This is a genomic window from Peribacillus sp. YIM B13482, assembly GCF_042787975.1.
GTDB lineage: Bacteria > Bacillota > Bacilli > Bacillales > DSM-1321 > Peribacillus > Peribacillus simplex_A.
In genome coordinates this window covers 1-20622 of record NZ_JBHZPF010000070.1, presented here as the reverse complement: position 1 = coordinate 20622, position 20622 = coordinate 1, and the positions used below count along the sequence as shown (strand labels likewise).

13 protein-coding genes and 2 pseudogenes are annotated in these 20622 nt (G+C 36.3%); 2 read left to right on the top strand and 13 right to left on the bottom strand.

The window, feature by feature from the left end; translation table 11 throughout:
* Positions 1 to 118 precede the first annotated feature (118 nt).
* From catA to ACFX4L_RS22680, 3 genes are all read right to left on the bottom strand, one after another.
* Complete coding sequence (gene catA / locus ACFX4L_RS22690) at positions 119 to 766, bottom strand: type A chloramphenicol O-acetyltransferase (RefSeq protein WP_284468995.1); 648 nt, start codon at positions 764 to 766, stop codon at positions 119 to 121.
* A gap of 422 nt (positions 767 to 1188) precedes the next feature.
* Positions 1189 to 3420, bottom strand: a complete 2232-nt coding sequence (locus ACFX4L_RS22685) for a transglycosylase domain-containing protein (RefSeq protein WP_377406276.1) — start codon at positions 3418 to 3420, stop codon at positions 1189 to 1191.
* An 82-nt stretch (positions 3421 to 3502) separates the two neighbouring features.
* On the bottom strand, positions 3503 to 3742 hold the full coding sequence (locus ACFX4L_RS22680; RefSeq protein ID WP_377406273.1) for a hypothetical protein: 240 nt from the start codon (positions 3740 to 3742) through the stop codon (positions 3503 to 3505).
* Positions 3743 to 4483: 741 nt separating this feature from the next.
* Here ACFX4L_RS22680 and ACFX4L_RS22675 point away from each other — a divergent pair.
* Positions 4484 to 5623, top strand: coding sequence for an FtsW/RodA/SpoVE family cell cycle protein (locus tag ACFX4L_RS22675; protein WP_377406271.1), 1140 nt, complete (start codon positions 4484 to 4486; stop codon positions 5621 to 5623).
* A 2692-nt stretch (positions 5624 to 8315) separates the two neighbouring features.
* Here the strand turns inward: ACFX4L_RS22675 and ACFX4L_RS22670 are convergent.
* The 7 genes and pseudogenes from ACFX4L_RS22670 to ACFX4L_RS22645 all read right to left on the bottom strand — a co-directional run bounded on the left by ACFX4L_RS22670 (position 8316) and on the right by ACFX4L_RS22645 (position 16039).
* Positions 8316 to 9023: an SH3 domain-containing protein gene (locus ACFX4L_RS22670; protein WP_377386897.1), complete on the bottom strand. Its 708-nt coding sequence runs from the start codon at positions 9021 to 9023 to the stop codon at positions 8316 to 8318.
* 997 nt (positions 9024 to 10020) lie between these two features.
* On the bottom strand, positions 10021 to 11424 hold the full coding sequence (gene gnd / locus ACFX4L_RS22665; protein WP_377406268.1) for a decarboxylating NADP(+)-dependent phosphogluconate dehydrogenase: 1404 nt from the start codon (positions 11422 to 11424) through the stop codon (positions 10021 to 10023).
* Between the two features lie 78 nt (positions 11425 to 11502).
* Complete coding sequence (locus tag ACFX4L_RS22660; RefSeq protein ID WP_061461210.1) at positions 11503 to 12849, bottom strand: GntP family permease; 1347 nt, start codon at positions 12847 to 12849, stop codon at positions 11503 to 11505.
* 18 nt (positions 12850 to 12867) lie between these two features.
* Positions 12868 to 14412 carry a gluconokinase gene (gntK, locus tag ACFX4L_RS22655; protein WP_377406265.1) on the bottom strand — a complete coding sequence of 515 codons (1545 nt, stop codon included), beginning with the start codon at positions 14410 to 14412 and terminating at the stop codon, positions 12868 to 12870.
* On the bottom strand, positions 14405 to 15136 hold the full coding sequence (locus tag ACFX4L_RS22650; RefSeq protein WP_089364305.1) for a GntR family transcriptional regulator: 732 nt from the start codon (positions 15134 to 15136) through the stop codon (positions 14405 to 14407). The genes gntK and ACFX4L_RS22650 overlap by 8 nt, the downstream gene beginning before the upstream one ends.
* Positions 15137 to 15336: 200 nt before the next feature.
* A pseudogene (locus ACFX4L_RS25435) lies at positions 15337 to 15502 on the bottom strand (IS6 family transposase); the annotation flags it as partial.
* Between the two features lie 408 nt (positions 15503 to 15910).
* Positions 15911 to 16039, bottom strand: coding sequence for a hypothetical protein (locus tag ACFX4L_RS22645; protein ID WP_286141072.1), 129 nt, complete (start codon positions 16037 to 16039; stop codon positions 15911 to 15913).
* A gap of 546 nt (positions 16040 to 16585) precedes the next feature.
* On the opposite strand from ACFX4L_RS22645, the pseudogene ACFX4L_RS22640 reads away from it, so the two are divergent.
* Positions 16586 to 17859: pseudogene (locus ACFX4L_RS22640) on the top strand (IS110 family RNA-guided transposase).
* Positions 17860 to 18524: 665 nt separating this feature from the next.
* Here ACFX4L_RS22640 and ACFX4L_RS22635 read toward each other — a convergent pair.
* From ACFX4L_RS22635 to ACFX4L_RS22625, 3 genes are all read right to left on the bottom strand, one after another.
* Positions 18525 to 19235, bottom strand: coding sequence for a DUF421 domain-containing protein (locus tag ACFX4L_RS22635; RefSeq protein ID WP_377386907.1), 711 nt, complete (start codon positions 19233 to 19235; stop codon positions 18525 to 18527).
* Between the two features lie 296 nt (positions 19236 to 19531).
* Positions 19532 to 19816, bottom strand: coding sequence for a hypothetical protein (locus tag ACFX4L_RS22630; protein ID WP_377386909.1), 285 nt, complete (start codon positions 19814 to 19816; stop codon positions 19532 to 19534).
* Positions 19776 to 20357 (bottom strand): cupin domain-containing protein, encoded by a 582-nt coding sequence (locus tag ACFX4L_RS22625; RefSeq protein ID WP_377386912.1) that lies wholly within the window; start codon positions 20355 to 20357, stop codon positions 19776 to 19778. The genes ACFX4L_RS22630 and ACFX4L_RS22625 overlap by 41 nt, the downstream gene beginning before the upstream one ends.
* Positions 20358 to 20622: the final 265 nt, after the last annotated feature.

Sequence of the window (20622 nt, the reverse complement as noted above, 5' to 3'; positions counted from 1 at the left end):
AGTATCGAATGAGAATCGTCTTTTTTTAATTTGATTTACCGTACTAGTTAGAAAAACGTGAGTTTTTCAGCAGCCTCGCTTTCACAGTTCCCCTTTTAGAAATTTTCCCAATGAACAATTAGAGCCAGTCTGCACTTTCATCAGCAAACCTTTGTAAGTCATTCATAAAAACACTTGCATGATAACCATCACAAACAGCATGATGAATTTGTAACGAGACAGGTAAGAACCATTCATCTTTTATTTGTGAATATTTACCCCCAGTTATAATGGGTAAGAGAAAATCTCCACCATTATTAATATTTAAATTAAATGCTGTAAAAGAACTCCAAGGGATCATAGATATCGGAATATTATTTTCTGGTACAGGAGTCTTTGGAAATAAACTACCCGTACCATTGTATTCTTCTACATCTTTTTCATACTGAGAATGAAATTCAGAAAACCTACTTACATTTGGTGACCATATGCTAGAAAATGTGTATGTCTTCTTATCAAAAATTGTATAAGAAGGCAAAATTTCTGACCAATAACCTAAATTCCCTTCTGGGTTAAAACTGGTTTTAAATTCTCGATGGGAATTAACTATATTTGTAACCATAAAAATAAACGCAGGATATAACTTATAATTCTTCTTCTTTAAGTTCTTCATAAGAACAGTAATATTAATTTCATTCGTTATACTGAACGTTGTTTGTTGTTGTAAATAGTGTTCGAAGTACTCTTTTCGATACCAATTTTCACGATCAATTATATTGAATTTCATATACAACGCCTCCTAATATGTTTTATTTGATTTAGGAGGCTATTTCCTCTGCTTTTTTCATGACAATCATCCTTTTGTAAACTAATTTACACCACCACATTATCAAGTATTCCGACTAAAATCAATTTACAGATATTACTTTCTTCCACTAACTGCCTCGCCCCTCACAGAATATCAAAAGGGGTTCGGAAATAATACATTCCGAACCCCTTTTGTCGACAAACCGAGGCATGAGCCCGGTAGATTACCGGGTTCATGCCCTCAAGGCTGCCTAATTAAATAAAGTGTCTAACTTTTTGGGTCACTTCAAAGCAACTCCCTTATTGAAGTAAAGCACCTTATAGTTTAAGTAGAAATCCTCACATTCTCTTATGTGTATTATAAAAAAGGATGGAACCAATGCGATCCCATCCTAAAAATCTTTATTGCTTGTGTTTCTTTTCCTCTTGGTGTTTATGCTTCTCTTCCCCTTGTTTGTGTTTCTCCTCTTGGTGTTTATGCTTCTCTTCCTCTTGTTCGTGTTTCTTTTCCTCTTGTTGTTTATGCTTTCCTTCCTCTTGTTTATGTTTTTTATCCTCTTTATTTCCACCAATATCAAATTGTTTATTTTTATTATTTTTTATAACTTGTGGAGCTTCTTCAGGATTTGCACCTTTAATGAACAGTTCATTATTCACCCGGTATACATCACTAGGCTGCTGGAAGCTACTTTTGTCTGTTCCAAACGCTTCCAGCATGGCCTTAAACATTTGGTGCGAGATTTTAGTTGTATTTCCATCCATATAATTACCTGGACCATTTTTAGTATATCCAGTCCAAACCGCCATAGTGTATTGCGGTGTATAACCAGCGAACCAACTATCATTTACCGAACCGGCTGGATATCCATATTGTGCTCTGGTTTTACTGTCAAAATTGGTTGTGCCAGTTTTTCCAGCCACATCTAGTCCAAGGACATTTGCTGTTTTTCCTGTACCAGATTTTACGACTGTCCGTAACATATCCGTCACCAAATAAGCTGTGTGATCATGCATAACACGTTTTGGCTTTTGAGTTAAATTAACAACTCTGCCATCAGGATAAACAACTTTACGAACAAAATGTGGTGTATTGTATTCACCGTTATTTCCAAAAGCACTATATGCCCCTGCCAACTCTAATGGATTAACTGTATTACTTCCAATCGCATATGATTCGTACACCTTATTATTATTAAAAGTAATACCCAGATTTTCTGCAAAGTTTTGTGCTTTATCCATCCCTACTTCTTGAAGGGTAAGGAGTGCTGGAATATTGTATGACCATTGAAGTGCTGTTCTAATCGACAACTTTCCGTGATATTGATGATCCCAGTTAGAAATAGATTGACCATTTGAGTAGGTTATCTCATGATCATTAATTTGGTGTGCTGTAGACCATTTTGAATTTTCAATAGCCGGACCATAATCAAAGACTGGCTTGAAAGTAGATCCTGGTTGACGTTTAATATCAACCGCAAAGTTGTTGCCTCGGAAGGAAGCTTTATATTGGTTTCGACCGCTTCCAATAGCTCGTACTTCTCCTGTTTTTGTATCTAAAAATACGAAGGCTCCTTGAAAATTTTCATTTGGATAAGAAATAATCTTATCGGTGTTCATTATTTTGTCCGCAAAGGTCTGAGCTTTTGGATCTAGCGTCGTATAAATAGATAATCCATCCGAACTGATATCTACATTTTTCAGCTTTCTTTCAACTTCTTTTACAACAGCGTCCAAAAACGCCTCGTACGGCATTCCCTGCTTTTTCGTTTTTGGAACAAGTCCTGATGTAACTGGAACCTTCTTTGCATCCTCCAATTGCTTTTTCGTAATATACCCTTGTTTATACATAGCTTCTAAAACAATATTACGACGATTTGTTGCAGCTTTCACATGTTCGGGTTCAGTGGGATCATAATAACTTGGACTCTGTGGGAGCCCCGCCAGCATAGCGACCTCTGGAAGCGTTAGTTTATTTAGATGATCGGCATCGATTCCGTAGTAATTTTCGGCGGCAGCTGCTACACCATATGCCCCGTCTCCAAGGTAGATCTTATTAAAATACATCATTAAAATTTGATGTTTGGAATACTTTTGCTCAAGCTGATAGGCCAAGCTCCATTCCTGTACCTTTCGCTTTATTGTTTTCTGAGGTGACAAAAAGGAGTTTTTAATGACCTGCTGTGTAATCGTACTTCCGCCTTGAGATCCGAAATCCCCTTTTAGGTTCTTGAAGATTGCTCTCGCAGTTCCTTTTATATCAATGCCATTGTGTTCATAAAAATGTGCATCCTCCGTGGCAATGAAAGCATGTTCCAACATTTTTGGAACTTGAGAATACGTAATTTTTGTCCGTTTTTCTTTACCATATTCGTAAAGGAAATTCCCGTTTTTATCGTATAATTTGGTAGAAAGCGGATCGACTAGTTTTGAAGCATCTATTTTAGGTGCATCCTTAATCATTGCTGCAACCGTAACTGCCCCTATTCCAATTGAAACAACACCTAACAGTAAGCACCAAAGTAAAACTTTTTTCAAGAAAGACCTTCTTTTAGGGGAGCTCTTACCTTTTTTTTGATCTTGTTTTGTTTTTTCCACTTGTTTTCGTTCATGACGAGAACGATACGTTTCTGACATTAATCTTCTCTCCCATATTCAAGGTTACTCAACAAAATTGAAGAAAACTATGCAAAGAAATAACCTTTTATTTACTCACTAGTCATTGATGATCAGTATGGTATTTAAAACAATGCATTTCATGCAAAACCTGGATATAACGTATTAAGGAAGAATTTATCCTATACTCTCCTTGGTCGGCTTTCGCAATAAAGTAATTACTTCGTACTATCTTATCTAATACATCTTGTAGAACGTCTTCCTTCTTTACATCTGGCCCTTTTATTATTTTTTCTCGTTTAATATCATTTTCCAAGGTATAACAAACAATAAATTTCTTCAAATTAAATCCCCCTTTCGAGAACCACTTCTGATTGTCTTAAGTAGGGAAACACGTCTACTTATTTGAAGCGAATAGTCTTAAAATTTATATACTGAATAAGAATGCAATTATCGACCAGCTTTGTCTTTCAAAGACGTTATACATGCAAATACCCATGTTGATAAAATGATGGATAACATTCCTACTATTTTTGAAAAATACCTTTGTGTACCATCTATAAATATTTCATGAATACCATAGATACAGCCTAAAAAGATCAAAGCGTGCAAATTTCATTTTTTTCAGTCCATTTATATTAATTCGAAAGGAACCTTAGTAATAAGGGGGCAAAGACATTTAATCCTCGATTCCCCCCTCTATATAAAGACCAAGTCTGCACTTTAGTCATTAAAAAAGCCACCAATTATGGCAGCTGGATTTTTCCCATTTATAAGCACATTCTCTTTTTCTATATATTATGTTCGTTTTACGTAATAACCTGGATAACATTCCTATCTATAGACCATAATAAGAATTATCCAAGAGACACCCTAAGGATCTTGGTGTTTGTCTGAATCCATCCTTGAAGCTTTTCAGGGTTGGTTTTTTATTTTTTTACTTTTCTTAGCTGAATAATATTTCTCAAGAGCGACTTAAAAGAGAGCTGGATTTTCAACCCGTCTTATGTAATTAATGAATTTACATTTTTAGTAAAATAAAGTTAAATTATAACATGAGTAAATATTTTACAAGGGGAAAAATATGAAAAATTCAAAGTTTGATTACAACCTAGTTACACTTTTACTTTTGCTATTTATAACTAGTTGTATAGCTATTCACACTGCTCAAGAATTTGGTCAATACGAAGGGGATTTTTTATTTAGACAAGTAACTTGGTATTTTATAGGTTTCGGTATGATTTTAGGAGTTATGTATTTGGATTCTGAACAAATATTTCGCTTGAATTGGTTTTTTTACTCGCTTAGTTTATTTCTATTAATTGCATTAATTTTGTCGCCTGAGTCAATAGCACGAGAAATAAATGGAGCCAAAAGTTGGTTTCAAATTCCTGGGATTGGGTCTCTTCAGCCAGCTGAGTTTACTAAAATATCTTTAATAATTTGTTTAAGTTACTTAATACAAAAACATCATAATAAATATGAAGACAAAACTTTGAAAACGGATTTTTTTCTATTAATTAAGATGGGGGCTGCAACACTTCTTCCAATACTTTTAATTATGAAACAACCAGATTTAGGTACATCTTTAGTATTAATGTGTATTTTTATAGGGATATTATTTGTTTCAGGAATATCATGGAGAATAATTGGTGGTATTTTTTTTATTGGAGGATCAATTGTGAGTGGAATTTTGTACTTAGTTTTTCTTCACCCTGAAATTCTCCGTTTAATGGGGATAAAAATATTTCAATTAGGAAGGATTTATGCTTGGATTGATCCAGAGTCTTATAAATCAGGAGAGGGCTTTAACTTAATCAAAGCCTTGCTTGCCATAGGATCAGGTGGAGTTTCTGGTTATAAAGGAAGCGGGGTATACGTTCCTGAAGCACACACAGATTTTATATTTAGCGTTATTGCTTCTAAATATGGTTTCCTAGGATCTAGTATTTTAATAACAATTTATTTCTTCCTTATTTCGGGCATGGTGAAGTTAGCGTTAGATGTCAAAAATAGTTTTGAATCTTACCTATGTGTAGGTGTGGTTTCAATGATTTTTTTCCATATTTTCGAGAATATTGGAATGAACATAGGTTTACTACCTATAACAGGGATACCCTTACCTTTTATAAGTTACGGAGGCAGCTCATTAATGGGGAATATGTTAGCAATAGGATTAATTTTTTCAATAAGCTATCGAAAAAGAGCATTTATGTTTGGCTAATTTGAAATAACAATAATTTTTTAAAAAGTGAAGTTATCAAAAGAAACCTACTAAAAAGAGGCCATTTATTTGTTATGAATTATTAAAGACACTAAATGACTTTAATACATTGTGGGTTTCTTCTTCTGTAATCCCAATATAGCGCAGGGTAACGGATAGATGCGAATGATGAAGGATTCGTTGCAACATGGCAATAGCCTCCATGACCTTGTAAAACCAATAGCCACACGTTTTCGGTAAGTATGATTGCTGACATGCTCTACGCCAGCGAACTCTGGAGTCATATTTAACTGCCGTTAGGCGAGAGTAAAACATTCTTAATCAACTAAACGGGTGCATTAGCTGAAGATCGGAGCTGTCTTTAAGTCAGCTCTTTTTTATGCAAAAAGGGGCTACAAGTATTGATAATTTCATATAATATCCACCTTTTTTCTATTTCCATCTATATAACTAGGGCAAGGAAATTTTTTGGTAATTTATAAAAGTGTAGCTTTTAAACAAAGTTTGATCAAATTAATCCAAGAAACCTGATAAATGAATAAATAGAAAGGACATGTTTTGAAAAAAGATTAATCAAAACATGCCCTTATACTATTTAATTGGATTATTCTATTCTTTTATATAAGTTGATCTTCCATAATGGAGCAACTACAAACTCTCTGGTAAGTAATGGTTATACAAATTCTACTTTTTTATCAGCAAAAACAAATCGCCTTTAGAGGCTTCTAATTTTGTCGATATCTACTCAGAATTTGTAGATATTTCTCGGGAAATTGTTGAAATTTGAAAATGGTTATCCCGAATAGTTGGAACAAGGAATTTCCACTTTTGATTTGGTTGCCTTAGGTTTAAATAGTTATTAACGAAAATTAACACCTGAAGATTGTATAGGGGACTAAAAAAGGGAATGAAACCTTTTTCTAATTGCAGTAATGTTTCGTAATGGGTCTTTTGTTGTTCAGTTTTAAGCTGTGACATATCGTTTGTCAGTTAGAGGTTCATTTTTACGCGTAGCTGCGAGTTCATTGGTTAATAACAATAAGATCTCTTTTAATTGAATGAGAACATGGGTTAAATATATTGTCATATGTATCGGGTATCGCTATCCCTTTTAAAAGCCTAACTTTGTCGATATCTACTCAGAATTTGTAGATATTTCTCGGGAAATTGTTGAAATTTGAAAATGGTTATTCCGAATAGTTGGAACAAAGGAATTTCCACTTTTGATTTGCTTCCATAATGTTTTTTTGTTGTTCAGATTTATGCTGTGACATATCGTTTGTCAGTTAGAGGTTCATTTCACGCGTAGCTGCAAGTTCATTGGTTAAAAACATTAAGATCCCTTTTAATTGAATGAGAACATGGGTTAAATATATTGTCATATGTATCGGGTATCGCTATCTCTGTTTCATTGGTTCCTTCTATTCTTTCTATTTCTTGATACAAGAGTCTTTAGCTCTATCGTTTAGAGGGTTGCTTGTATCGCGTAACGCTATAAGCGTTTCGATATCGGATTGAACGAAGATATGCCAATCGCCATCTTAACAGCTCCTATCCATTTCGCTCTAAGTTTTAAACATACCTTCGAATAGTGGATTTTGCCTCTCTATTTCTTATGCCACTTCCTTGGAAGAGGCTGCTCATTCATTCGGATGTATATCCTATCGTATATTGGACCTCCCTTTCTATTAAAGATGAAGGTTCTGTGGATTTATTTGTATGTTATATCGCCCAGCGATACGAAACACACAAAAGAACCGATCAGCCCCTTTCTTGAGGAACACTATTAAGGACATGGATCTTTCTGGAGTTGGAAACCGTTGTTTTAAGCTGAGACATATCGTTTGTCAGTGGATGTTCATTTCACGCGTAGCTACGAGTTCATTGGTTAAAACAATTAAAATCTCTTTTAATTGTTTGGGATTATGGGTTAAATTATCATATGTATCGGGTATCGTTATCTCTGTTTCATTAGTTTCTTCTAATCTATCTTTTTGTAGGTACACAAGGTCCTAGCCGTATCCTCTAGGGGCTTGTCCGTATCGCGTAACGCTATGACCGCTTTGATGTCGGATTGAATAAAGATAGGCAATCACCATCTTAAAAACACATATCCGTTTCATCTAAGTTTTGACCATACTTTTGACAGTGGGTGTTGCATCCCCATTTCTTCTTCCACTACCTTAGAAGAGATACTCGTTCATTCGGACGAACATAGCTTTTCTATTAAACCAAGTTATATCGCCCAGCGATACAAAACACACAAAAAAAAGAACCGATCACCCACTGTCTGGAGCAACTCTATTAAGGATGACCCTTTTTTTGAATGCAGTTTTCAACCGCCTCAACTCCATTTTATCAAACATGTTTTTTTTGCTTGCCTCAAATTGTGATTTTGTTTTAGATGCATATCGCTTAAACAAATCTCCAATGAATTTCAATTGAGCCTCTGTTTGCCTCTGGTAGAACTTGCGAAACATTGGTATCGCTGAGCGATTACATAGTAGGCACCAAATCCTGTAAAGTTGAAATACTCTTTCTTAATTCTGTGTTTCAGCTATGCGAATCATATATGTCACTATGCTTTTATCCATCATTATATATAAAAAAAAGATTTATCAAATGTTTCTACATCAATAATTTGCTTCTACAAATCATTAATCAGTTAGGCAAAAAAAACATGACAGTCACCTTATTTTCTGAATATGGAGAAAAGCCCCCACCATTTTTCTGAACGTTTTTGTATCGCTTCTTCTAAACGTTTATTAAATTCATTTTGTGAACTCCAGTCTTTTTTCTGTTCGTCCCGCATATTTTGTATTTCTTTTTGTAAGATTTCACTTTTTTGTTTTTCTTGCTGCAGCAATGTTTCGTAATGGATATTTTGTTGTTCAGTTAAGTGTTCAATTTTAGTATTAGTTCTTTGCGCTGAATTTCCAATACTAGAACTTATAACATGATGATCTTGCTGGAGCCGGGAAACCTTTGTTTTAAGCTCTGACATATCGCTTGTCAGTTGGACATTCATTTCACGTGTGGCTGCGAGTTCATTGACTAAAAACATTAAGACCTCTTTTAATTGATTGGGGTCGTGGGGTAAATTTTCATATGTATCGGGTATCGCTATCTCTGTTTCATTGGATCCTTCTAATCTTTCTTTTTGTTGAAATACAAGGTCTTTAGCTGTATCGTCTAGGGGCTTGTCCGTATCGCGTAGCGCTATAAGCACCCCGATGTCAGATTGAACAAAGATACGTCGATCTCCATCTTTCAAAAACTCATATCCATTTCTTTCTAAGATTTGACCATACTTTCGAACAGTGGGAGTTGCAATCCCCACTTCTTCTGCCACTTCCTTGGAAGAGAAAGCTCGTTCATTCGGTTGTATATCACGTCGCATATCGGACCTCTTTTCTATAACTAGTTGTATCTGTAGTCTACCTGACCTTAAATTTTCTGTCTAGATAAGTTTAGCCTATCCAGAAGTTGTTAGGGATACCGATAAGATTTCCTTTTCCTTTCTTCTGTTTCCCTATACGATTAGATCATCTATTCGCTTTCCTTACTTCTCTTGCATAGCCGCTATCTCCTATCTATCCTTATCCATTGTGGATGTTACACTTGGTTGGTCTTGGCGCCTTGCCCCGTGCCAAGCATGGGTGGGGTTGATAGAAATTCAACAACGATTAGGACATACAGATATTCAAACAACAATAAACTTCTATGCTCATACGACTGACTACATGAAAGAAAAGGCCTTCCAGCAGTTCAATAAACTGATGGAAGACCTTCACTTTAAAAATATTTACATGTTAAGGTGAGCATCCATTTTTAAATCCTGTTAACCCCCTATATTTCAAGGGATTTAAGCAATGATTACATCATGCCGCCCGTATGGTGAGAGTGTATAATATCTTTAACGATATGTGCTAAAAGTGTGTTATATCAAGGTTTTTGCTAATCAGTGGTGTAACATCTTTAACGAGATTTTATCGTTTTCCGCTTGATTGCGTTAACAAATTGTTAGCGTGTCTTTCCTTACAAACATTCTTCATTTTTCCTTTCGAACTTACCAAATAAAGTTTCCAAATAAACTTTATGCGAATGCCAATTAAAAATTAAAATCCATTTTCTATTAACCATTTCATAATGCTTTCTTCTCTTTTCTTAATATCATTATGCATGCTCTACAGATGGCCGCCAGAGCCTTGAGTGATCGTATTATCTGCAAGCTTTTCAATTCCGATATACCGCATTTTTATCCGCATCTTTTGATACAAGAGCAGGAAACATAGAATTGTCAATCAATGACAAATTTTTCACAAGTTTATCAAATTTATTCATCTCAAATTCATGAACGCTTATTGAGAGATGGCTGTTTCTTTTTTCACTTTCTATCACTGCCAGTTTGTGTGAAAGACTCCTGCTAAATCACGTCGTTCATAGGTATGGGCTCCAAAATAATCACGTTGTGCTTGCAAAAGGTTAGCATTTGAGATGCCTTTTCGATAACTATCGTAATAAGTGAGTGAAGCGCTTAAACATGGAAACGAGATACCGGAGTTTATTCCCTCACAGACAACCTTTCGCAATCCTACCTGGTAATCCGTAACCTTTTCGGCAAAATATGGTGAGATTAGTAAATTAGCCAGATTCGGCTGCTCTTGATAGGCTTCGCTAATGACGTTTAAAAATTCTGCACGAATGATGCAGCCACCACGGAAAATCAGCGCAATATCCTTTAAAGGCAAATCCCAGCCGTAAAGTTCAGAAGTCATTTTATATTGAGTAAAACCTTGCGCGTATGCACAAACTTTTCCCATATATAATGCTTGTCTAATATAGTCAATCCACTCATTTTTATCTAATTTTTGCTGATCGTTCTCAGGGCCTGTTAGAATATGTTCTGCATTAACCCGTTCTTCTTTTAAAGCGGAAATGTAACGAGCAAACAAAGACTCTGTAATAATCGATGCTGGTATTCCGTTATCAATAGCTTGCATGCTGGTCCATTTGCCTGTACCCTTTTGTTCTGCTTTATCAAGAATCACATCGATCAAGGGTAAGCCCGTTATTTCATCTTTTTTCCTTAAAATTTCAGCAGTGATTTCGATTAAATAACTTTTCAGTTCGCCTTGATTCCAGGTTTCAAAGATGCCAGCAATTTCATTAACTTCCAAATGCAGCTTTTCTCTTAAAAATGTATAGGCTTCGGCGATTAATTGCATATCTGCATACTCAATTCCGTTATGTACCATTTTCACAAAATGACCTGCTCCTTTTGGACCGATATAGGTACAGCAAGGGTCATCATTTACTTGTGCTGCGATTTTTGTCAGAATCGGAGCTACTTTTTCATAGGCGTCTTTATCTCCACCCGGCATGATTGAAGGTCCTTTTAACGCCCCGACTTCTCCACCAGAAATACCAATCCCTAAGTAACTGATTCCTTTAGATTTCAATTCATCATATCTGCGTTCAGTATCTTCGTAATGGGAGTTACCGCCGTCCATGATAATATCGCCTGATTCAAGATGAGGAAGTAATGAATTGATCACCGAGTCGATCGGCTTGCCCGCAGTCACCATTAGAAAAATCTTTCTTGGAGTTTCCAGTGACTGAACAAAGTCTTGGATTTCGTAATACGGATGTAGCGACTGACTGTCCAAATTAGCAACAAGCTGATCCGTTAAATCTCTTGTGTAGTTATAGACAGCTACTTGTTCCCCCTTACTAGCCATATTTAAAGCGATATTACTGCCCATGACCCCTAAACCAATGACACCAATTGTATTGAACATTTAATTCTGCTCCTTTTGTGTAAGAATAATAGGCAGTAAATCCCTACAATAAGTGGGGGATTTACTGCCGGGAAAAGCCTATACAAATAAGCTTAGTAATAGAATAAATCCTAATCCAGCTACTGAAATAATCGTCTCAAGCAAGGTCCATGTTGCAAATGTTTCTTTCATGCTTAAACCAAAATACTCTTTAAACATCCAGAAGCCAGCATCGTTAACGTGTGAAGCGATTAAACTTCCCGCTCCTGTAGCAAGTACAACTAGAGCAAGGTTAACGTCCGTCTGACCTAACATCGGAATAACTAAACCAGCTGTCGTTAAAGCAGCTACGGTAGCAGATCCTAAGGAAATACGCAGGATTGCCGCGATGATCCAAGCAAGCAGGATTGGTGATAATGATGTTCCTTTGAATAATTCAGCTACATAGTCACCTACACCGCCGTCGATCAATACTTGCTTGAAAGCTCCGCCGCCCCCTATGATTAAGAGCATCATTCCTATATGCAAGATTGCTGAGGTACAAGATTCCATAATATCTTTCATTGGAATCTTTCTTGCTAATCCCATTGAATAAACCGCAAATAATAAGGAAAGCAACATGGAAGTACCGGCTTCGCCAATAAAACGGATAGCTGCCAGTAAACCATTATCCTCAAATCCCATTGTTTTTTGCATCAAAGTGATAATCGTAGCAATTGACATTAATATAACCGGAAGTAAAGCGGTAAATACACTGATTCCAAATCCAGGTGTGTCTTCAAGTTTAAAAGATTTTTGTTCTCCTAAAGAGGCAATGCTGCCTGTTTTCGTAAATGAGTCAGGTACTAATCTTTTAGCTATCTTTGTAAATACTGGTCCAGCTAAAATAACGGTTGGTACCGCAATGATGAAGCCGTACAGTAAAACCTGACCAATGTCTGCACCATATTCACCAGCGATAACGGTTGGTCCCGGGTGCGGCGGTAAGAAACCGTGAGTCACGGATAATGCCGCTACCATTGGAATACCAAGATATAATATCGAAACTTTTAATTCTCTTGAAATCGCAAATACGATTGGAATTAATAATACTAATCCCACTTCAAAAAATAACGCGATACCGATAATAAATGATGCTGCTACGACTGCCCATTGAATATTCTTTTCACCAAATTTTTTAACAAGGGTCATGGCAATGCGCTGCGCGCCGCCTGAATCTGCGATTAACTTACCCAACATCGCTCCAAGTCCAAAGATTAACGCTAAGTGACCAAGTGTTCCGCCTAATCCTGCTTCAATGGTTTTGACAATTCCATCAAGTGGCATCCCAAGTGCTAAAGCCACTCCAAACGACACAATGATTAAGGAAATAAAGGTGTTTAATTTTAAGCCCATTATTAAAATTAATAAAGCGACAATTCCTAAAGCGACAATAACTAATGGCATCGTAATTCCTCCATGTCTTTACTTTGCAGCATTTATTAAGTTTCTTTGATAATTCGCAACCTGTGTATATTCGTTTTCCAATACCCTTGATAGGTTAATAAAAATCGGCAGTAGTTGCCTATATTCTTTTACAGAATCAGCTATCGGTGTGTGCTTGTGGGTATTGCCTATCATTTCTGAAACTACTTCGAAGGACTCAATTTCCCCGGTGGCATATAACCCCAATATACAAGCACCCAGGCAGGAACTTTCGTAGCTTTCCGGAACCACGACTTCCGATTCGAAGATATCAGACATCATTTGCCGCCAAACAGCCGACCTAGCGAAGCCACCCGTAGCTTGAATTCGGGTCACGGGACCGTCCATGCATTCGGTTAAGGCTAAAAATACTGTGTATAAATTGTAAATGACTCCCTCTAGAGCCGCTCTAATCATATGTTCTTTCTTATGCGACAGTGTTAATCCGAAAAATGAACCCCGTACGTCCGGATTCCATAATGGTGCGCGTTCACCTGCAAGATATGGTTGGAATAACAATCCATCAGCCCCTGGTCTTACACGTTCTGCAATCTTGGTTAAAACTTCATAAGCGTCGATTCCGAGTCTTTTAGCTGTTTCTACCTCAGATGAAGCAAATTCATCGCGAATCCAGCGAAGGACCATCCCGCCATTGTTTACCGGCCCGCCAATCACCCAATGCTTTTCCGTTAAGGCATAGCAAAAGATTCTTCCTTTTTCGTCTGTTTTCGGCTCGTCAATAATCGTCCGAATCGCACCGCTTGTCCCAATCGTAACAGCGATTTCACCTTTCCGGATAGCGTTTACACCTAGATTTGAAAGAACACCATCACTTGCCCCAATGACGAAAGAGGTTTCTGGGTCAATCCCAATTTGTTTGGCTAAATCCGGATCACAGTTGTTAAAAATCTTTGTTGTTGGTACGAGCTCAGATAATTGACCACGCGTTATTCCAGCAATTCTTAGGGCTTCCTCATCCCAATCCAAATTTTTGAGGTTCAGCATGCCCATGGATGACGCAAGGGAATAATCGACAACATATTGATCAAAGAACTTTTTAAAGATATATTCTTTAATCCCGATGTACTTTTTAACATTGGTTGCAATCTCTGGGCATTCATTCACAATCCAGGTGATCTTGGATAATGGTGACATCGGGTGTATAGGTGTTCCGGTTCGTTTGTAAACTTCATGCCCATCTAATTCATCTTTTATTTTATGGGCCCAAGCTTCACTGCGATTATCTGCCCAAGTGATACAAGGGGTTAGCGGCTGGTCATTTTCATCCATAGCTATAACACTATGCATCGCACTGCTAAATGAAATGAATGATAGTTTTTTATCTGAATGCTGTTTCGTTATATTTGAAAAGGCTTTCAAAACAGCCTGAAAAATCTCCTCAGGGTCTTGTTCCGCCGTTGTCATATCAGGTGTGTAAAGAGGATAACCAATATTCTCTTGCTGAATGACATCTCCTTTTTTCGTAAATAATACAGCTTTTGTACTTGTTGTACCGATGTCTACGCCTAACATATAGCTAGTCATTTTCTTGTTCGACCCCTTTTGAAAGCATCTGTTGGGACATCCATAAGTCTTCAACTTTCTCTTGAACATCATCAAAATTTTTATGTAACGACTTAATCATAAGGTCTCGATCTTTTGTTTTGATCGCATCAATATAAAGTTGATGATTATTTATGATCCGTGTAAAGTCTTCATACTTTTCTTTAAAACGACTCCGCATGGATAGAAGAATCAAACTTTCCATCACAGATTTTAAATTATCCCAGATCATCAGGATGTAGGAATGATTGATGGACCGAATAATTGTTTCATGGAATATGACATCCTGATTGGAAAACTCATCAGCATCTCGGTACTTTATGGAAATTTTCATCATTTCTAATATTTTACTAAGTTCCATTACTAATTCATTCGTGTCCATTCTTACTAGCCGTTCAAATACAAACGTCTCGATGAGTAAACGCACATCATAAATTTCTGCATATTCTTTTTCTGTTAAACCAATGACAACCGCACCCATTCTTTCTAATCGGATGATATTTTCAGATGCCAGTATTTTTAACGCTTCACGAATGGGTGAGCGGCTAACACCGAAATCAGCAGCTAATTTATTTTCGGATAGGATGGTACCGCTTTCAATCATACCCGAAATAATACGCATTCTAAGTTCGGATGTTACACGATCACCAGCTGAAGCTTTTGAAAGCCATTTTACAGGATAAAGAAATTCCTTTGATTCGACCATAAATTCACCTTCTAATAGAGTTCAAGTACACTTGTATACAAGTATTATAATCAAAAAAATTAATAATGCAAGCGCTTTTTTTATGAATTTAACTAGATTCTCGTTAATAAAAGTCAAAGTTTATTGGGGAGTTTAGAAGGTTCTAGTGCAAAAATAATGAAATAGAAACATAGAATGGTAATATCCTGTTAACTTTGGGATTAAGCAGCTACTCCGAACAACTTATGAATCCCAATTCAACCTCATTTTGTGCAGACTTTGCCTGTTGATGAGATTGATTTTTTTAAACTATACGCTTACTTCGATACCACTCAAAATATAGGTGGCTGTTCGAAACGATTTCATTCCCAACATGGAATTTTGTCTTCACTGACAACAAATAAGAAAAGGCCTCCCATCAGTAGACTGTGGGAGGCCTTCTACTTTAAAGATATTTACATGTTAGGTGAGCATTCATTTCTGAATCCTCGTTAAACCCCTATATTAAGGGATTTAAGCGATGATTACATATCTATGTCGCCCTCATCATACTGGGCGTCAACCTCTGGGTTATAGTAAATCAGTTACATACACTGTTAATTTCTAAAGGAGGCATAATAACATGAATGAAACACATGTGAATTGGTTTGATGTAGGATATCAAATTACTATATTCATATTCATGGTTGCTTTAATTTCTTTCATTGTCTATTGGTAAAAAAAACGTAATAAAAAATCTAACTCTTAATATCCAAGTTTAGAGATATAGTGGCTCAAGACACACTGGAAACGCCTTTAAGGCGGTGAAATATAGCCAAAGTTTTTCTTTACTTCACCATCGATATCGAAATCAGGCAGTTCCCGTAAACAACCATCTCCTAATGTCCCTTCTAAAAACTCTCTGTTTTTATCATTCGAGGCCATCCAGTGTTCGCATTGAGCAATGGTGGCTAGTTCTTTTAGATGGAATTGTGCTTTTGAATGAAGAGAAAGGCTTTTCGTATCGATCGGAGAAGAAATTCAATCCTAGTTATTCTGATAATAACCGCTAACCACTGGTATTCAAAAAGTCCCGCAAGATTTCATTCTGCGGGACTTTTTTGTAAGATGCCTTTCTCTTATCAAGGACTATTTTTTATTTTGTGGTTCTGGAAGTATGGTAGAGATGGATAAAGGATAGAGGACATTAACACCAGGAATTAAAGATTCTAATGTCCTCTAAGGCTTAGCCAAAAAGAATTTTATTATTTCCGCTAAAGTTTAAATGTAAAAGTTACAGGTGTCTTGGGGTTACCCGTTATTCCAGAATATGGCCCATTTGTTGAATAAAGATCAGACAGCACTCTTCAACTAAACTGCCCCGTTAGCATTCCTGTAGAGCATTAAATATCGGCTTTGAAAAAAACAGAGCCCCTCAGTATGATGAGAGTACACACAAACCAAAACTCATCTTAAGGAGGAAGCTCTACTATGAATTTTAAAATGCAAAACAAACAAAATCAACTAATTGAAAGAATCACGAATCGTCATCTTGTTGTAGGAATTGATATTGCACAACAATTTCATGTTGCTCGAGCTGTTAACTTCGAGGAATTGTGGTCGGTCATCCTCTAACCTTTGAAAATAACGATGAGGGATTTACTAAATTACTAAGTTGGATCAAAGAACTTAAACGAATAAACCGTTTAGACAAAGCCATCGTGGGCATGGAACCTACCGGTCATTACTGGTTGAATCTATCAAAATGGTTATTTGAACAAAACGTCGATGTTGTTACCGTAAATCCGCACCTTGTTAAAAGGAATAAAGAGAACCGAGATAATACCCAATCTAAGAGCGATAAAAAGGACGCTCTCGTCATCGCTGATATGATGAAAAATGGCTATTATACATTCATTCATCATAGCCCTGAATCCATTGAAAAACTTCGAGTCCTTATGTCTAACAGGGACATGGTTGTTAAACGTCTTGTCAGCTCAATCAACCAACTAAATCGCTGGGTAGATATCGTCTTCCCTGAACTACGTCAAGTCTTCAAAGATGTTACAGCGAAGGGAGCTATCGCAACCCTTCGTCTATTTCCTACTCCAGTTGAACTACGTTCCTTACAGACTCAAGATATCGTTAAAGGATGGAAATCGGTGATGAAAAGACATGCCGGTATTCCAAAGGCTCATTCACTGATCGAACTAGCGAACAAATCGGTTGGTACTAAAAAAGCTCTTGATGCTTATAAACTTCATTTGAAGCAATTGCTTGAGGAATACGATCTTGCGACCGCCCAACTTGAAGCAGTTGAACAAGAGGTCACAAACATACTCGTACAAATCCCTTATGCCGAAAAAATACTTGCGATTAAAGGAATTAGCACGATTACACTGGCTGGTATTCTTGGAGAATCAGGTGATTTAAGTGGATTCGCTCACGGCAATGCTTTATTACGTCACGCAGGACTGCACCTTTCCGAGGCAAGCTCTGGGAAGTGGAAAGGCCAAATTGTCCTATCCAAACGTGGAAGATCTCGACTCAGACGTTTTCTATTTCTTGCGACGATGAGCCTAATCATGAATAACCCAGAGTTCCAAGCCATTCACGCCACAAATGTTAAGGTGAAAAAAACAAAGAAAATGAAATCTGTCATGAAGTTGTGCGGTAAACTCGCGAGAGTTTTAGTGGGAATGGCCAGAACTGGATCTGAATATTCCCCAGAAAAAGTTTATCCGATCTCTCAAGATGCAGCATGAAACTTGCCTTTTGATATCGCCATTCACGAGCATTGGCTTATTCGTAGGATTTCAAAGAAAGCACGGAGTACTGGATGTATAGAACAAAAGGGCAATGACCCGTTCCGTTAGCAATACCAGACTCCACCCCTTGGATAGGCATGACGAAGGAATGAAAGGGCATATAAATATGACCCGTTGAGACATGGGAGGGAAAGCCTCTGAGGGTGTCGTGGAGAAAGCGTGCATTATATGGAATATTAAGGGATTTAGGTAAATCCTCTGTTTCCATCTGCCTTCATATTGCCCAAACGGTCAAATCCCCTTTTATTCCCTAATTCTTACTCTACCCAGTGGAATGAAATCCTACGAATAAGCGAGCATTCGTAAGAAATACTTAATTAACTGAGGGAGTTCTATAAGATTTATTGAAGAGTTGACACAAACTGTGTGATGCTAATTCTTAGCAGATATATAAAATCACAGCAAGAATCCAACGATAATGTGAAATATAAGAACAGCGCTAATATATATGGTTTTCGCTGTTCTTGCATTAAGCAACTACGCAATGCCGCTTTAAACCTTCTATCAGCATTTGAAAGAGGGCTTGCTAGAAAATAATTTTACTCTCACACGATTACGTTGTCCCTATTATTTTTATACTTTACTTTTGTGTAAAGAAATAATTATTCTTTATCAATAGGGGAATGGATATGATCTCTAAATGTATCAACATACATATTACCATTGGCAGCCAGTACTGCATAAACAACATCATATTTTGATAAATTACGCTTTTTTAACTCTGATTCTAACCATGAAAACGTTATATTATTTTGTTCTAAATTCTCTTTTATTATTTCTCCATCCATAATAAGTTCAATAGGTAACTTCTGTTCAGGCATTACTGCAATCATCAAATCCTGTTTTGTTACGTTTCTAAATTGCGGCTTTTTTAGTACTGTTAACGTTCCATTTGTTTCTACTATTGCAAATAGAACCTCTTCAATGTTAAAAATATCTCTTTCCCTTAGTTGTTGATTTAAATAATCCAATGTATATCGCATTTTATTCATGTTTCCTTCTAATATTTTTCCATTTTGCATCACAATTGTGGGATCTCCAGCCAGAAATTTTCTTCCTTTTCTATTTTTTAATGAAATAACTGCAATCAGGAAAATAATTGCTACATATATAGTAAATGCAATAATTGTATGATGTACCTTAATAGAAGTATTAAAGGCTAAATTCGCTGAAATTGCACCTAGCGAAATTGCTGCAACAAAATCAAACATTGTCATTTGAGATATCGTTTGTTTACCTAATATTCTTGTTCCAATTAGTAATAAAGTGAAAGAAGTAATTGACCTCAAAATTACTTCGATATGTTCAGGCATTTCCCCACCCCAATTTTATCTATTTTAGTCATATCATATCCTTGATTTTAATTAATTAATTATTTATTTCATATTGTATTATCCGCTTTCACGATATATAAGAAAAAGACAGGTTTCCCTGTCCTCAACATTAGTATATTTCATATTAACTTTTCGATCCATTCATTATTAATAACAATTTCCACCCTCTGTTTTACCACTATTTGTGATCGGTTCACCTTGATAATTCTAATTCTACTCTCGGCCTTTAAAAGTGCTAAGGGAACTGTCCTCGCTTGCAGCATGATAGGTTCACTCTATTTATACATATTTTTGCTTTGCTGAAGAAGTTTGGATTCTCCTGTACGTTCCCATTCTTCTACTGTTTCATATGCTTTTTCGGGAGAATATCCTTTCCCCACAAGAACTCCCATTAGAATAAATTCTTGAAGAATGTGTGTAGCATTTATTCCTCTTTTAACATCCTCTAAACCTTCTTTAACCAAAAATTCTGTGTACTGTATCCATTCATCTGGAGTCTTGCCAGAAATAACTGTATTTCTATTGCCATGACCGTAAACTTCTTTCCGAAGCCACTGCATCTGCTTTTGTTACATGAACAGTACCAAACGGATGGTTAGGAGGAGCATAAATTGAGTAAAGTTTTAACGGGATATTACCTGTATTGGTTACATTGTGCCACGTTCCTGCAGGTATCATGATGGCAGAATCATCATAAACATTACTTACAAAGTTTAAGTTATCTTTTCTCTTTCCCATTTGAACAAACCCTTGGCCTTGTTCAATACGTAAAAATTGGTCAACGTTAGGGTGAATTTCTAAACCGATATCTTCACCAACTTTTAGACTCATCAATGTAACTTGCAAATGATTTCCTGTCCATAAAGCTGTTCGATAGGTATTGTTTTGTTTCGTAGCCTCATTGATATTAACTACATATGGTTTCGGTCCATAATCTTTTACCTCAATGTTATTTCTTCTATTTAATGATTGTACAAAACCCAAATGGTTAGCATCATTAGTATTCCAATAATCGGGCTGTCTTACATAGTTATACATTGGTCCATTAACATAATAAGGATTTTGATATTGATATGGATGGATATAAGGAACATAATACATTTTTCTCAACCCTTTACAGTTTATATAATTATCATATGTACTTGGTAAGGGAATGTACTTAACATTCAAGGTAAATTATAGAATGTCATTTTAGCTATTAAATTGCCTAATTGTTGAATAATTGTATTTTTTTATCTAATTCGAATGAATGATAATGTAAATTTTTATACATTAAAAAGACCACCAACTGAAGTGAACCCAAAAAGTTAGACACTTTATTTAATTAGGCAACCTTGAGGGCATGAACCCGGTAATCTACTGGGCT

What these genes read in the sequence shown, in the direction of transcription:
- catA (WP_284468995.1), bottom strand. Translation starts at nt 766, where the DNA reads ATGAAATTCAATATAATTGATCGTGAAAATTGGTATCGAAAAGAGTAC.
- ACFX4L_RS22685 (WP_377406276.1), bottom strand. Translation starts at nt 3,420, where the DNA reads ATGTCAGAAACGTATCGTTCTCGTCATGAACGAAAACAAGTGGAAAAA.
- ACFX4L_RS22675 (WP_377406271.1), top strand. Translation starts at nt 4,484, where the DNA reads ATGAAAAATTCAAAGTTTGATTACAACCTAGTTACACTTTTACTTTTG.
- ACFX4L_RS22670 (WP_377386897.1), bottom strand. Translation starts at nt 9,023, where the DNA reads ATGCGACGTGATATACAACCGAATGAACGAGCTTTCTCTTCCAAGGAA.
- gnd (WP_377406268.1), bottom strand. Translation starts at nt 11,424, where the DNA reads ATGTTCAATACAATTGGTGTCATTGGTTTAGGGGTCATGGGCAGTAAT.
- ACFX4L_RS22660 (WP_061461210.1), bottom strand. Translation starts at nt 12,849, where the DNA reads ATGCCATTAGTTATTGTCGCTTTAGGAATTGTCGCTTTATTAATTTTA.
- gntK (WP_377406265.1), bottom strand. Translation starts at nt 14,412, where the DNA reads ATGACTAGCTATATGTTAGGCGTAGACATCGGTACAACAAGTACAAAA.
- ACFX4L_RS22650 (WP_089364305.1), bottom strand. Translation starts at nt 15,136, where the DNA reads ATGGTCGAATCAAAGGAATTTCTTTATCCTGTAAAATGGCTTTCAAAA.
- ACFX4L_RS22645 (WP_286141072.1), bottom strand. Translation starts at nt 16,039, where the DNA reads ATGGCCTCGAATGATAAAAACAGAGAGTTTTTAGAAGGGACATTAGGA.
- ACFX4L_RS22635 (WP_377386907.1), bottom strand. Translation starts at nt 19,235, where the DNA reads ATGCCTGAACATATCGAAGTAATTTTGAGGTCAATTACTTCTTTCACT.
- ACFX4L_RS22630 (WP_377386909.1), bottom strand. Translation starts at nt 19,816, where the DNA reads ATGCAGTGGCTTCGGAAAGAAGTTTACGGTCATGGCAATAGAAATACA.
- ACFX4L_RS22625 (WP_377386912.1), bottom strand. Translation starts at nt 20,357, where the DNA reads ATGTATTATGTTCCTTATATCCATCCATATCAATATCAAAATCCTTAT.